This window comes from Vibrio sp. A1-b2, from assembly GCF_021726015.1.
Classification (GTDB): Bacteria; Pseudomonadota; Gammaproteobacteria; order Enterobacterales; family Vibrionaceae; genus Vibrio; species Vibrio diazotrophicus.
In genome coordinates this window covers 403,332-415,965 of sequence record NZ_JAKKCI010000003.1, presented here as the reverse complement: position 1 = coordinate 415,965, position 12,634 = coordinate 403,332, and the positions used below count along the sequence as shown (strand labels likewise).

Below are 12,634 nucleotides of genomic sequence, written 5' to 3'. Positions count from 1 at the left end.
ATTAAGCGGCACTGAAGGCAGAGGCAAAGCGCTATGTTAGTCGTCGATACGGTGGTGATAACAACCACACTCAAACTAGCCTTTGTGGTTATGGTGACACTGCTACTGCTTGGTGTCCCGATCGCTTGGTGGCTCTGCCATTCGACTTCGCGCGTGAAAGGTGTGGTGGAAGCTGTGTTGATGTTGCCATTAGTTTTGCCACCAACGGTTCTAGGTTTTTATCTGCTCTTGTTGCTGGGACCGGTTGGGTGGGTTGGTAGAACTTTAAATCAACTTGGCGTTGCCCAACTGCCCTTTACGTTCACAGGCATTGCCATCGCCTGTACCTTACATTCGTTTCCTTTTGTTATTCAGCCGCTTAAAAACTCGTTTATGGCGATCGGTCGCAGACCTATGGAAGTGGCCGCGACACTTCGTGCTTCTCCAATTGACACTTTTTTCAATGTCACCTTGCCCTTGGCTTGGCCTGGTGTCTTTTCCGCTGCCATCATGGGATTTTGTCATACCCTCGGCGAGTTTGGCGTGGTGTTAATGATAGGCGGGAATATTCCGGGGCAGACTCGGGTTATGTCGGTTGAAATCTATAACAATGTCGAAGCGTTGGAATATCTTAATGCGCATATCTTGTCTGGCGGGCTAGTGGCATTTTCATTTGTCGCTTTGTTGCTGATTCATTGGTTAAACCAAAAACATCAACAAAGGCTAGGGTAGATGTCTATGCCCGTCTCTAGGTCTAGGTCGCACATTACTGCAGAGTTAAATATTCGTTATGCGGATTTCAGCCTAGACGCCAACCTGACTCTACCAGCGCAGGGTATTACCGTTTTCTTTGGTCATTCAGGATGCGGCAAGACCACCTGCCTCAGAGCCATTGCCGGGTTAGAAAAACTGGAGCAGGGCAAAGTATCTGTTGCGGGAGATGTGTGGCAGTGCAGTGATAGCCAACAATTTGTGCCTACTTATAAGCGCGATTTAGGCTATGTGTTTCAAGAGCCGGGCCTGTTTCCCCATCTAACGGTGGAAGCGAACTTGCAGTTTGGTGCAAAACGTATTTCGGCCAATAAGCGGCACGTCAGTTTTGATGAAGTGACACAACTTCTGGGTATCACTCCGCTGCTAAATCGCTATCCGGCTCAGCTTTCTGGTGGGGAAAAGCAGCGCGTTGCGATAGGGCGAGCTCTTTTGACAAGCCCCAAGTTACTGTTGATGGATGAACCACTATCCGCTCTGGATCAAGCGCGAAAGCAGGAGTTTCTACCTTATCTTGAACGTCTACACAGCGAGCTGGATTTACCCATTCTTTATGTAACTCATTCGATGCAAGAACTGGCACGACTCGCTGATCACATTGTGTTGTTTGATAAGGGTTCGATACTGGCGAGTGGCAGTGCCTACAGCATTATGTCTGACCCTAAATTCGATGCACTGTTCGGCGATGAAATTGGCAGTGTGTTTGATACCAAAGTGGTTGCGATGTATGAAAATCGGATGACTGAACTGGGTTGTGACGGCTTAACCATATGGGCGGTAGGCTACATTGCAGAGCAGGGTGTCACTTATCGCTGCCGCATTCTGGCATCTGACGTAGGGCTTTCTCTTGAAGAGCCTAAGTTCTCCACTGTGCTAAACCGCTTTCGTGCAACCATTATCGATATTCAGACCACTCTTGCTGAAGATGGACAGGCGCTGGTGGTGTTAGAGCTGGAAAATCAACAGCGCCTGCTATCCAAAATTACCCTTAAATCGCTACACGAACTTAACCTCACCCAAGGCTTAAAAGTATGGGCGTTGGTGAAATCGGTCGCGCTGTCTTGATGTCAGTTCAACTTGCATTTTGTTAGAACTCCAATAGTGTAGGGTTCATATGGAACATTGAGTAAGAATGCAAAATGGAAACAGAACAGCAATGCGACCTAAACGCCCAACTGATTGAATTTGAGTCCCAGCACTATCCGTTACTGATGGAATGGATTGATTCAGACGAGCTGAATTACCTTTGGGGAGGACCTCAGTTCGAATACCCGCTAACGGTTGAGCAACTTGATACGCACTATGGAAAACAAGCGCCATCACCGTTTTTATTTGTAGTGAATGGCGAGATGGTGGGGTTTATTGAGTTATTTAAAGTGTCGGATTGCGAACAAAGGCTATGTCGAGTTTTTATTCACCCGACATGCCGAGGGAAAGGTTATGCGACCACAATGCTTGAGTTGGCTATTGCCAAAGCCAAAATGGCAGAGGGGCCGCAATCACTCTCTTTAGCGGTTTTCGCTCACAATCAGTCTGCTATCTCTTGCTATGAGAAGCTTGGCTTTAAGCCTTATGAAACGATCAGTGGCTTGCGCTTTTTTAAAGGGAAAAACTGGGATCTGATTAGAATGTCCCAAAGTGTATAGCGAAACAGACAGCTCTAAGTTTTAAACCTTATTGGGTTTGTTGACGGATGCTGCCAATACCGAGAACAGCAAAATAGCTGCGCCTATCCACTGAATGTTTGACAGTGTTTCGTTTAGCCACATCATCGAGAACAGCGCGCCGAACAGTGGTTCACTGCCCATCAGTAGTGAGGTTTTGGTCGGTGAAATCTTCCTCACCGCATAGTTTTGTGCGTAGAACGCAAACAAAGTACAAAACAGAACCAAAAATGCAGTCACAAGCCAGAATTCTCTATCCGTAGGGAATTGATACAACGGCTCTTGCGCTATCAAGCTTCCAACTAAATAAGCACTTACCGCCACTGCGAAAGCTTGTATGCAGGTTAATGTGGTGTTGGTTATCTCCTTATTGTCAGTAAGTTTCTTGGTCATGGTCACCATTAAGGCCCTCAAAGCGGCGGCAGTGAGAATGCAGAGATCGCCACTGTTAAGTGAAATACCCAAATCTTGATGGTATGTCAGAAGCAGCACACCAACAGTACTGATCACCGATAGCAACATCAGGCTTTGGCTCGGTTTGTTTTTGCTGAGCAGGCTATCGACTAAGGCCGTAAATATCACATTTAAACTGATAAGAAAGGCAGCATTCGACGCGGTCGTTTGCGAAACGCCGTACACTTCGAAAAAGAAAATCAGCGCCAAGATAACACCTGTTGGTAGTGCCACTTTCCAGTCCCTGTTTTTGCCTTGCTTAAAATCTTTTAAAGCTAATGGAAGCAGCAGAAAACCCGTCAGCCCGAATCGGATAGCAATAAACATTGAGATGCTGGTATAGGCAATCGCTGTTTTGGTTAGTCCGTAACTGGTGCCCCAAACAATCGCAACCATCAGCAGCAAAAGCTCTGGCATGGTAACAAACGATGTTCTCGTTTTAATGGCTAAGCTAGACATGGTTTCCTTCCTTCTAAAACAGTTCGAAATTGACTCAATCACTATCCACTAGTACGTTATTCGGAACAATATGACGATATGCAAAGGATTTTTGCGTTATGGACACGAATAAGCTCATTACCTTATTGCCGGAAATGGCGATATTTGTGGTGGTGATTGAAGAGGGCAGTTTTTCAAAAGCGGCAGATAGGCTGGGGGTTGCTCCTTCTTCGGTGAGTCGTTCGATTGCCAAATTGGAAAATTCGCTCAACAAAAAGCTGCTTGAGCGCACGACTCGCAATATGCGTTTAAGTACTTCAGGAGAGCAGATATACAGTTTGTGTGTTGATATGCTCAAATCTGCGCGCTTGGCGACGGATGCTGCTTATTCCTCACAGGATGAAGTATCTGGAGAGATTCGAATTGCCGCTCCAAGAGCCTTTTCCAGCCAAGTTCTGTCACCCATCATTCTGGATTTTCTCCAGCAATACCCGAAGGTAACGGTGCACTTTGTTGTCGAAGACCATTTTATCGATCCGGTAGGATATGAAGTGGATATGATCATCCACATTACAGAAAAGCCTGTAGAAGGTTTGGTCGCTAAAGTACTAGGGACAAACCGATTGGTTTTATGTGCAAGTCATGAATATTTAAATGAGCATGGTTACCCAACTGAGCCTGAAGAGTTGGCAAACCATCAATGCATTCGTTTGGGAGAGTCTACATTTGACCGCAAGTGGGAGTTCCGCAAAGACCAGACGATTCGCAGCGTATCGGTCGATGGGCGACTGGCGGTGAACCACACCCATATTCGCAAAGATGCAGTACTTCGGGGGATGGGTATTTCGATATTTCCTCAGTTCTCAATCGCTAAACTAGTTCAGTCTGGGGCGGTAGTAGAACTGTTCCCTGAGTGGGAAATACTCAGTCGTTATCAGGGACAAATCGTGGCTCAATACCCGCAGTCCCGATTCATTCCAAACCAGTTAAAAGTGTTGGTAGATTTCCTTCAGAGTCGCCTAAGTAGTTAAAAAAGATAGTTCTGTGCTTTATCGTTGAGGCTCAAGTGCTAGTATGTTTTTTTGTTCGGAGATGTATTTCTAATGAGTAGTGAACACTTTAAAGGTAAATACGAAGTTGAACTGAAGTTCAGAATCTCGTCGAAAGCATTGTTTCTCGAAGTTCTCAAGGGGCTTCCTCATGAAACTATGCTAGAAGACAACGCTGAGCGAGACTGGTATTTCGATACGCCTGACAATGCGCTCCAAGCGCAGAACAAAAGCTTATGCATCCGTACTATGGAGCCTTCAGGTATCAAGTTATGGATAGTCAAAGGCCCTGAAGCAGACCGATGTGAAGCGACCAATATTACCGATGCCGACAACGCGAAGAGCATGCTGCAGAATCTGGGATATCGCGTCAGCTTGCAGGCGATGAAAACGCGCAGCATTTACTTTGTGGGCAATTTTCATATTACTGTGGATTCACTGGACGGTATTGGCGACTTCGTAGAATTTGCCATCATGACGGATGATGAAAGTAAACTCGAAACTTACCGCGTTGAACTGCTGAACTTAGCGAGTCAGTTTGGGCTTACTGAAAGTGACCTAGAGTTCAAATCTTACAAACAAATGTTTGTGGCTAAGTCTGCAAACCCTTCGACATAGCGATCAAAGAATCTGACGAATATCAGAAGAAATATCACTGATCATCTGTCGGGCACTTTCATCTCGAAGCTGAACCAGATAGATGAACAGAAGATCGGTAATCACGTTCTGCGCACTTCTAGATGCAATAGCCGAGCTACGGTTTTCCACTTCATCGGCTATCGTATCGAATGTGATATCCGCGATGTGTCTGAGCTTACTTTTATTGGGTGAGCTCAGTGCAATTACTTTTGCGCCTTGTTCTTTGGCCGCTTCTGCTGCAACCAGAATTTCTTTGCGCTCTCCAGAAAAGGAGATGGCTATCTGCACATCTTTTTCAGTCAGGGTTCGAGCAACTGCAATCTGCACATGGCTGTCTTGTTCGGTTAAGGCTGTGATGCCCAACTTTAAGAGTTTGTAACCGAGATCTTTCGCTGTCAGGGCAGAGCCACCAATTCCGACAATTTGTACGGTACGAGCATCACTAAGCCATTGCGCAGCTTGATTACAGGCATCAAAAGAGAGTGCATTGGTGGTCTGAATCATGGCATCGGTTTTGGCTTTGATCAGCTTTTGTGCAATGACCGCAAGAGGGTCATCGGCAAATATCCCACTGTGCAGCGGTGTCGAAGCAATTGCCTGCTTACGACCAATGTCTTCAGATAGTGCAAGCTTAAACTCACTGTATCCTTTGAAACCTAAGCGCTGAGTGAACTTAACGATCGTTGATTGGCTCACCTGTGCTTCTTGAGCCACTTCTTGGCTCGTCATATATGCAGCTTTTTCGGCATTTTCAACAATCCAGTCAGCCACCAGACGACCACTTTGAGAAAGTTGACTGCGTTTCGCGATGATTTTATTGCTTACGGACATAACATAAACTCAATTATTTTGAATAAATTATTCCAAGTCAGAAATAATGTTGATTGATTATATCTCTATGTTTTTGTGTAAATATTTTCTATTTCAATAACGGTTATCCATTGTTTTGACAGCAATTATTCCACAGTTTTAGAGGCTAAAGAATAACCTCAATTGTGATTTTTGTCACCTTAAAGGAATATTTTATTCCATAGAATCGCCCTCAGATAAACCTAGTGAGTAATACCGAATGAAAATTGATTTAAGTCGATTGACCACTGAAAGCCGTAATCCAGCAAGCGCTGAGATTGATACCCTTTCAACCACAGAAATGCTGAAAGTGATCAACCAAGAAGACCAAAAAGTTGCTCTGGCAGTAGAAGCGGTACTTCCGCAGATTGCTCAAGCTGTCGATGCGATTACAGCAGCATTTGCCCAAGGCGGCAGACTGATCTACATGGGCGCGGGCACTTCAGGGCGCTTGGGTATTTTGGATGCGAGTGAATGTCCTCCGACTTACGGCACATCTCCGGATATGGTTGTCGGTCTGATAGCTGGTGGTCATCAAGCGATTCTAAAAGCAGTAGAAAACGCAGAAGACAACCGAGATTTGGCACAAAGTGATTTAAAAACTTTGAACTTAACCAACAAAGATGTGGTAGTAGGTATCGCCGCAAGTGGCCGTACGCCTTATGTATTGGGTGGCTTAGAGTACGCGACACAAGTTGGGGCAACCACGGTATCTGTGGCGTGTAATCCTGTGTGCGCAATGGCAGACGCGGCGCAAATTGCGATTCTTCCTATCGTTGGTGCGGAAGTGGTGACAGGTTCGTCACGCATGAAAGCGGGTACAGCGCAAAAGCTGGTGCTGAACATGCTGACAACAGGCGCGATGATTCGCAGCGGTAAAGTGTTTGGCAACCTGATGGTGGATGTTGAAGCAACCAACGCCAAACTGATTCAACGCCAAACCAACATTGTGGTGGAAGCGACAGGCGCATCGAGTGAAGAAGCGGAACAAGCACTCAACGAATGTGGCCGTCACTGTAAAACCGCCATTCTAATGATTCTTGCAGGGCTGGATGCCGAAAAGGCAGCCGCCAAACTTCAGCAGCACAAGGGTTTTATTCGCGCTGCACTTAACGATAAATAATCTTCTCTGCTAATTAAGGACTCTTTTATGGCAAAGATTACCGAAACAATGATATCGCAGATCCTCTCTGCGGTGGGTGGTAGCAGTAATGTCAGCAAATGCGGCAACTGCATGACTCGTCTTCGTTTGACTCTGGCAAACAATGCGGTTGCTGAGCAAGCTGCGATTAAACAAATTCCGGGCGTGCTTGGCGTAGTAGAAAGTGATGAGCAGTTCCAAATCATCCTTGGCCCTGGGAAAGCACAACAAGCGGCTGATTTGATGAATCAGCTGATTGACAGTTTAACCGCTGGCGGTGAAGCGCCAGCACATCAAGACTTATCTTCGATTGCCGCAGAGCAGAAGAAACAAGTTAAAAGTAAACAAACCAGTTCAGTGCAACGTTTTCTAAGCAAATTTGCGACTATTTTTACTCCACTGATCCCTGGTTTTATCGCAGCTGGTCTGCTGCTTGGCTTCGCGACTTTGCTAGAGCAAATCTTTGTTATTGGGCAAGAGCCTAGCCAGTTTATGGTCGACTTGATTGCCTACATGAAGGTGTTTGGTAAAGGTCTGTTTGCTTTCCTAAGTATTCTGATTGGTTACAACGCTCAGCAAGCTTTTGGTGGTTCAGGCGTCAACGGTGCGATTCTCGCTTCATTGTTTGTGTTGGGCTACAACCCAGAAGCGACTTCTGGCATTTATTCGGGAATGAGTGAGTTCTTCGGTTACACCATCGACCCGCGCGGCAACATCATCGGTGTTCTGCTGGCTGCAATTGTTGGTGCTCAGGTTGAACGCAGAGTTCGTCGTTATATGCCTGATGATTTGGATATGATCCTAACTTCAGTGGTGACTCTGCTTATCATGGGTGTAGTGACTTATGTGGTGATCATGCCAATTGGTGGTGAGCTATTTAAAGGCATGTCTTGGTTATTCCTGAATCTGAATGACAACCCACTTGGCGCTGCAATCTTGGCGGGTCTGTTTCTGATATCAGTTGTGTTTGGTATTCACCAAGGCTTTGTTCCTGTCTACTTCGCGCTGATGGAAGCTCAGGGTTTTAACTCTCTGTTCCCGATTCTAGCTATGGCTGGTGGCGGTCAGGTTGGTGCGGCACTGGCTCTTTATGTGAAAGCTAAGAAAGAAGCGGTACTGCGTACTCAGATTAAAGGTGCGATTATCCCGGGTATCTTGGGTATCGGCGAACCGTTGATTTACGGTGTGACACTGCCTCGCGTGAAACCATTCGTGACAGCGTGTATTGGTGGTGCAGCTGGCGGCTTCTTTATTGGTTTGGTCTCTTACCTAGGATTACCAGTGGGCTTGAATACGGTGTTTGGACCATCGGGCATTGTCGCGATTCCTCTGATGACCTCTCACCACGGCATTTTCACCGGCATGATGGTGTTCGTCACTGGTTTGGTAATCTCTTACATTGTCGGCTTCCTGAGCACTTACTTCTTCGGTAGCAAAGACATCGATTTAAGCTGATTCATTCACCCCTATAGGAATGAAATAGCGGCGCCTTTGAGAAATCAAAGGCGCTTTTTTATGCAGTAAAAAAGCGGCTTATGCCGCTTCTTTCTATTAAACCCGAAGAAGGTTGAAGGTATTACAGTGCGAGCTTGAGGATCTCTACCACGTCATCGGGAGTAATGTCGCCGTGTTCACCGAGCGCTAGCATGCCGTGTTCGATAAGCTTTTGCTTCACCGCTGGAATGGCTGATTCATCCAACCCGTAAGCAGAAAGCGTGGTTGGGTTGCCCATTAGTACGAAGAACTCTTCCGTCTTTTGAATCGCAAGTTCTATTTGCTCGTCTTCATTACCGGAAGTGATATTTAGAACTCGGTTTGCGTACTGAAGTAGTTTGCCTTTCTTTTGTTCCTTTTTGTAACGCCACAGTGAGGGCATTACAACTGCCAGTGTTTGCGCGTGATCTAAACCGAATAGTGCAGTGAGTTCATGGCCAATAGCGTGAGTAGCCCAGTCTGACGGAACGCCATTTTTCAATGTGCCGTTCAGAGCCATTGTCGCCGTCCACATTAGGTTCGCACGCACTTCATAGTCGTTTGGCTTTTCTAGTGCAGTCGGCCCATCTTCTAGAATATTCAGCAGTAAGCTTTCAGCAAAACGGTCAGAGACTTTCGCGTTTACAGGGTAGGTCATGTACTGTTCCATGATGTGAACAAAACTGTCTACCGCACCATTAGCGATCTGGCGAGCTGGGAGAGAATAAGTGGTTTCTGGATCTAGAATTGAGAACGCAGGGCGAACCAAATCCGAGCCGAAAGAGAGCTTATCCTGAGTCGCTGCACGCGTTACCACACCGTTGCGATTCATCTCTGAGCCCGTCGCCGGAAGCGTCAGTACGCAGCCCAATGGCAGTGCTTTCTTCACGCAGTTACCACCGGTCGTAATGATGTCCCAGTAGTCACCTTCATAACAAGCGCCTGCAGCAATAAGCTTGCTACCGTCAATCACTGAACCGCCACCCACAGCAAGGATCAGGTCTACCTTCTCTTGTTTAGCCAGTTCAATCGCTTTAGTCAGCGTCTCATAATGTGGGTTTGGCTCAATACCGCTGAATTCAAATACGGTGCAATCTTTAAGCGCATCGATGACTTGGTCGTAAACACCGTTTTTCTTAATGCTGCCGCCACCGTAGGTCATAAGGATTCGGCTGTTCGGTGCAATTTCTTGCTTTAGAGTCGCAATTTGACCTTTACCAAAGTGGACTTTAGTGGGGTTGAAGTAAGTAAAATTATTCATCTTCTTTGAGCTCTTTGAACGTGGTAATTGAAGCTATTTGCCTGTTCGACAAAATCTCTGAGTACCTGATTATACTCATTGAGCCAGTTTATTGGGTGTTTTTGTCAGTCATTTATGCTTAATTTTTATGGCGTCGATATACGAAAGAATTGAGTAGCAGCATGGGCTGGGGAGTAATAATGAAGGAGAAGATCTGTTTGATGAAGTAAATATATTTGAAATATATGAAAATAACGCTGTTTATTTAGCACACAAGGTGTATAGTAGCTGCAGCTCTTAAGCATGAGCTATTAATGAAACATTAAGTACAAGTCTCTTCTCAGTTCTCTTGCGATTTTCTCGTCATATTCCTGCGATAACTTTTCTTCATATTCCATAAAGTAGTTTTTGTTTACGACTTTTAATTAATTTTATCGAGGTATATATATGTCTAACCAAACAACTGGTTCTGTAAAGTGGTTCAACGAAACTAAAGGCTTTGGCTTTATCACTCCTGATAACGGCGGCGCTGATGTATTTGTTCACTTTAACGCTATCGCTGCTGAAGGCTTTAAAACGTTAAACGAAGGTCAAAAAGTTAGCTTCGTAATTGAGAAAGGCAACAAAGGCCCTCAAGCTGCTAACGTATCACCACTATAAGTTTTAAAGTAGGAGGTGTCGCCATCACCTCCTATTTCTTTCCCAAAGATCCCTTCCTATTTTTATTCCACTATCTGAAGTATTTTATGACTAGAAGAACAAGTCGCCAGCTTTACTGGTACCATAGCAAGCGCGATAAGAAATCCGCTAAGGATGCATATCCGTTTGTTTAAAATAGATTTTCACTTGCACCAAGAAAATGTACAGTGGTCTGCCAAGATTCATCAGCTCAATAGCGATGTGTTAAAGAGACACACTTTAATTAAGCTCCAAACATTCGAAGATGATCTTCACTTTTCATTTTGTGAAACAACAAATGAAGGTGAAATATTTTCTAGCCAAGGGCACCAATTAGGAACTTTTTTAGTTCACTAATTATTGATGAGCAAGAAGAAGCATGAAAAAAAGCAAACAAACTAAGACGAAAACTAAGAAAAAAATTCAAGAAGAATCAATTGTTGATAAAAAACCATCGTTAAATGATACAAGAAGAAAAATTGAAGATATTTTGTTAGAAAGAGAACAAGAAAAATTGTTCAATCTTTAAATTTGCACATTATTACTACTTCTTAAATTTGCCGCGTAAGTTGGATGGAATTCTATTGCTAAAACATTTATATGCTTTTAGTTTGAATGCCATCGCGATTCCTTAAAAATTGATTTTCAGTCTCCGGATTTCAATTTTGACCTATCTAGTACCAAATCCCCTTAATTTTCAATTCCTAGCATTACTAAAAAGTTTTCATTCTTTTCGTTAATCTGTCTTTTTTGTCTAAATGTCGAGCTATGATAAACGTGACATGAATTGAAGAAATAGATTGAAGTAGAGGCATTAGCATGGCAAAAACACAACAGTTGATTGAAGGTCCTATCAATAAAGCGCTTTTGTCACTCGCCATTCCCATTGTTTTCGGTCAACTTTTACAGTCAGCATATCAACTGACGGATGCTTTCTGGGTTGGTCGTTTGGGCGCTAACGAAGTGGCTGCCGTTTCAGTGAGTATGCCAGTAACTTTCCTTGTGATTGCTTTAGGTGCCGGGCTTGCAATGGCTGGCGCGACTCTAACCGCTCAATACATGGGAGCAAGGCAGTACGACAAGGTAAATCATGTTGCGGGGCAAACCATGTTGATGGTGTTTATCACCTCCGTTGTCTTGGGCTTTCTTGGCTATTTGCTTTCACCTTACTTCTTGAAGTTATTGGGTGTTGAAGAAGCGGTATACACCAATGCTCTCAGCTTTATGCGCATCTCATTTGTTAGTGTGATTTTTGTCTTTGTCTACAACATGTTTCAAGCGTTGATGCGAGGCATTGGGCAAGTCAAAGTACCGCTTTATATCGTGCTTGGTACGGTGCTGCTTAACTTCGTGCTAGACCCATTGTTTATTTTTGGTATCGGTAAGTTCGATGGCTTAGGTGTATCCGGCGCTGCACTGGCAACGCTTGTCACTCAAGCTCTTGCTGCTCTCACTGGTTTTTATATTCTTTCCAAAGGCAAACACGGCATTCACTTAACATGGCGAGATTTATCGCCTGACTGGACCTACATCAAACGCGCTTTCTTTTTAGGTGCTCCGGGTTCGGTAGAGCTTTCAGCACGGGCTCTGGGGCTGATTACTATGTCATTCTTAGTAGCGAGTTTCGGGACTGTAACGATAGCCTCGTATGGAGTGGGTTCGAATATCCTTCAGTTGATCACGATCCCTGCGATGGGATTAGCGATGGCGGTCTCTACTCTTGTTGGACAAAATTTAGGTGCAAACCGTGTTGATCGTGCAGCGAAAATTACCGTTATTGGCTCAGTTTGGAGCTTTGCCATGTTGACGGTTTTCGGTGTGTTTGCGTATTTATTAGCACCAAACGTGGTGAGATTTTTCATTCCCGACAATCCACTAGTGGTTGAACAAGGTGCCGAGTTCCTCAAAGTGATGTGTTTATCTTGGGGCTTCATTGGTGTTCAGCTTTCGATCATGTCGGCGTTTCGTGCTTCGGGAAATATGACCAACAGTATGATCCTGTCTTTACTCACTCAGTGGGTATTCCAGTTCCCTCTGGCGTATATTCTTTCTAAACATACCTACCTAGCTGAAAAGGGCATTTGGTGGTCTTTTGCTGTCACTAACATACTTGTCGCGCTGGTCGCTGTGGCTTGGTATGCGCGTGGAAGCTGGAAGAAAACCCGTATTATTGAACAAGACGATATTGAAACGTTGGCAACATCTGAAGAAGCACTGATCGAAGTCGGTGAAAGAAGAGCTTAATTGTTTGTCAGTATTG

The 12,634-nt window shown here is 44.9% G+C and carries 13 protein-coding genes; 10 read left to right on the top strand and 3 right to left on the bottom strand.

Annotated elements, in window-relative coordinates; all coding sequences use genetic code 11:
• Window positions 1-33 precede the first annotated feature (33 nt).
• The 3 genes from modB (at window position 34) to L3V23_RS09430 (ending at window position 2,396) form a co-directional block, all read left to right on the top strand.
• A complete protein-coding gene (gene modB / locus L3V23_RS09440) occupies window positions 34-711 on the top strand; it encodes a molybdate ABC transporter permease subunit (RefSeq protein ID WP_102965113.1) in 678 nt (225 codons plus the stop codon).
• Window positions 712-1,815, top strand: coding sequence for a molybdenum ABC transporter ATP-binding protein (modC, locus tag L3V23_RS09435; protein ID WP_102965114.1), 1,104 nt, complete (start codon window positions 712-714; stop codon window positions 1,813-1,815).
• Window positions 1,816-1,889: 74 nt separating this feature from the next.
• Window positions 1,890-2,396: a GNAT family N-acetyltransferase gene (locus tag L3V23_RS09430; protein ID WP_102965115.1), complete on the top strand. Its 507-nt coding sequence runs from the start codon at window positions 1,890-1,892 to the stop codon at window positions 2,394-2,396.
• Window positions 2,397-2,417: 21 nt separating this feature from the next.
• On the opposite strand, the gene L3V23_RS09425 is transcribed toward L3V23_RS09430, so the two are convergent.
• Window positions 2,418-3,326, bottom strand: a complete 909-nt coding sequence (locus tag L3V23_RS09425; protein ID WP_102965116.1) for an EamA family transporter — start codon at window positions 3,324-3,326, stop codon at window positions 2,418-2,420.
• A 98-nt stretch (window positions 3,327-3,424) separates the two neighbouring features.
• Between L3V23_RS09425 and L3V23_RS09420 the strand changes: the two genes are divergently transcribed.
• Window positions 3,425-4,336 carry a LysR family transcriptional regulator gene (locus tag L3V23_RS09420; protein WP_180980244.1) on the top strand — a complete coding sequence of 304 codons (912 nt, stop codon included), beginning with the start codon at window positions 3,425-3,427 and terminating at the stop codon, window positions 4,334-4,336.
• 72 nt (window positions 4,337-4,408) lie between these two features.
• Complete coding sequence (gene cyaB, locus L3V23_RS09415) at window positions 4,409-4,972, top strand: class IV adenylate cyclase (RefSeq protein WP_102965117.1); 564 nt, start codon at window positions 4,409-4,411, stop codon at window positions 4,970-4,972.
• A 3-nt stretch (window positions 4,973-4,975) separates the two neighbouring features.
• Here cyaB and L3V23_RS09410 read toward each other — a convergent pair whose 3' ends face one another.
• Complete coding sequence (locus L3V23_RS09410; RefSeq protein WP_102965118.1) at window positions 4,976-5,824, bottom strand: SIS domain-containing protein; 849 nt, start codon at window positions 5,822-5,824, stop codon at window positions 4,976-4,978.
• A gap of 238 nt (window positions 5,825-6,062) precedes the next feature.
• On the opposite strand from L3V23_RS09410, the gene murQ reads away from it, so the two are divergent.
• Together murQ and murP are read left to right on the top strand one after the other, a co-directional pair.
• Window positions 6,063-6,965, top strand: coding sequence for an N-acetylmuramic acid 6-phosphate etherase (murQ, locus tag L3V23_RS09405; protein WP_102965119.1), 903 nt, complete (start codon window positions 6,063-6,065; stop codon window positions 6,963-6,965).
• 27 nt (window positions 6,966-6,992) lie between these two features.
• Complete coding sequence (gene murP, locus L3V23_RS09400) at window positions 6,993-8,438, top strand: PTS N-acetylmuramic acid transporter subunit IIBC (protein WP_102962344.1); 1,446 nt, start codon at window positions 6,993-6,995, stop codon at window positions 8,436-8,438.
• Window positions 8,439-8,559: 121 nt separating this feature from the next.
• Here the strand turns inward: murP and L3V23_RS09395 are convergent, their stop codons facing one another.
• Entirely contained in the window at window positions 8,560-9,717 is a 1,158-nt protein-coding gene (locus L3V23_RS09395; protein ID WP_102965120.1) for an iron-containing alcohol dehydrogenase, read from the bottom strand.
• Window positions 9,718-10,143: 426 nt separating this feature from the next.
• Here L3V23_RS09395 and L3V23_RS09390 point away from each other — a divergent pair, with 426 nt between their 5' ends.
• The 3 genes from L3V23_RS09390 to L3V23_RS09380 all read left to right on the top strand — a co-directional run bounded on the left by L3V23_RS09390 (window position 10,144) and on the right by L3V23_RS09380 (window position 12,618).
• Window positions 10,144-10,356, top strand: coding sequence for a cold-shock protein (locus tag L3V23_RS09390; RefSeq protein ID WP_042479407.1), 213 nt, complete (start codon window positions 10,144-10,146; stop codon window positions 10,354-10,356).
• Between the two features lie 397 nt (window positions 10,357-10,753).
• Window positions 10,754-10,903: a hypothetical protein gene (locus tag L3V23_RS09385; protein WP_167828585.1), complete on the top strand. Its 150-nt coding sequence runs from the start codon at window positions 10,754-10,756 to the stop codon at window positions 10,901-10,903.
• Window positions 10,904-11,193: 290 nt separating this feature from the next.
• Entirely contained in the window at window positions 11,194-12,618 is a 1,425-nt protein-coding gene (locus L3V23_RS09380; RefSeq protein WP_102965121.1) for an MATE family efflux transporter, read from the top strand.
• Window positions 12,619-12,634 lie beyond the last annotated feature (16 nt).

What these genes read in the sequence shown, in the direction of transcription:
- L3V23_RS09410 (WP_102965118.1), bottom strand. Translation starts at nt 5,824, where the DNA reads ATGTCCGTAAGCAATAAAATCATCGCGAAACGCAGTCAACTTTCTCAA.
- L3V23_RS09420 (WP_180980244.1), top strand. Translation starts at nt 3,425, where the DNA reads ATGGACACGAATAAGCTCATTACCTTATTGCCGGAAATGGCGATATTT.
- L3V23_RS09425 (WP_102965116.1), bottom strand. Translation starts at nt 3,326, where the DNA reads ATGTCTAGCTTAGCCATTAAAACGAGAACATCGTTTGTTACCATGCCA.
- L3V23_RS09385 (WP_167828585.1), top strand. Translation starts at nt 10,754, where the DNA reads ATGAAAAAAAGCAAACAAACTAAGACGAAAACTAAGAAAAAAATTCAA.
- L3V23_RS09390 (WP_042479407.1), top strand. Translation starts at nt 10,144, where the DNA reads ATGTCTAACCAAACAACTGGTTCTGTAAAGTGGTTCAACGAAACTAAA.
- murQ (WP_102965119.1), top strand. Translation starts at nt 6,063, where the DNA reads ATGAAAATTGATTTAAGTCGATTGACCACTGAAAGCCGTAATCCAGCA.
- cyaB (WP_102965117.1), top strand. Translation starts at nt 4,409, where the DNA reads ATGAGTAGTGAACACTTTAAAGGTAAATACGAAGTTGAACTGAAGTTC.
- modB (WP_102965113.1), top strand. Translation starts at nt 34, where the DNA reads ATGTTAGTCGTCGATACGGTGGTGATAACAACCACACTCAAACTAGCC.
- L3V23_RS09380 (WP_102965121.1), top strand. Translation starts at nt 11,194, where the DNA reads ATGGCAAAAACACAACAGTTGATTGAAGGTCCTATCAATAAAGCGCTT.
- modC (WP_102965114.1), top strand. Translation starts at nt 712, where the DNA reads ATGTCTATGCCCGTCTCTAGGTCTAGGTCGCACATTACTGCAGAGTTA.
- L3V23_RS09430 (WP_102965115.1), top strand. Translation starts at nt 1,890, where the DNA reads ATGGAAACAGAACAGCAATGCGACCTAAACGCCCAACTGATTGAATTT.
- L3V23_RS09395 (WP_102965120.1), bottom strand. Translation starts at nt 9,717, where the DNA reads ATGAATAATTTTACTTACTTCAACCCCACTAAAGTCCACTTTGGTAAA.
- murP (WP_102962344.1), top strand. Translation starts at nt 6,993, where the DNA reads ATGGCAAAGATTACCGAAACAATGATATCGCAGATCCTCTCTGCGGTG.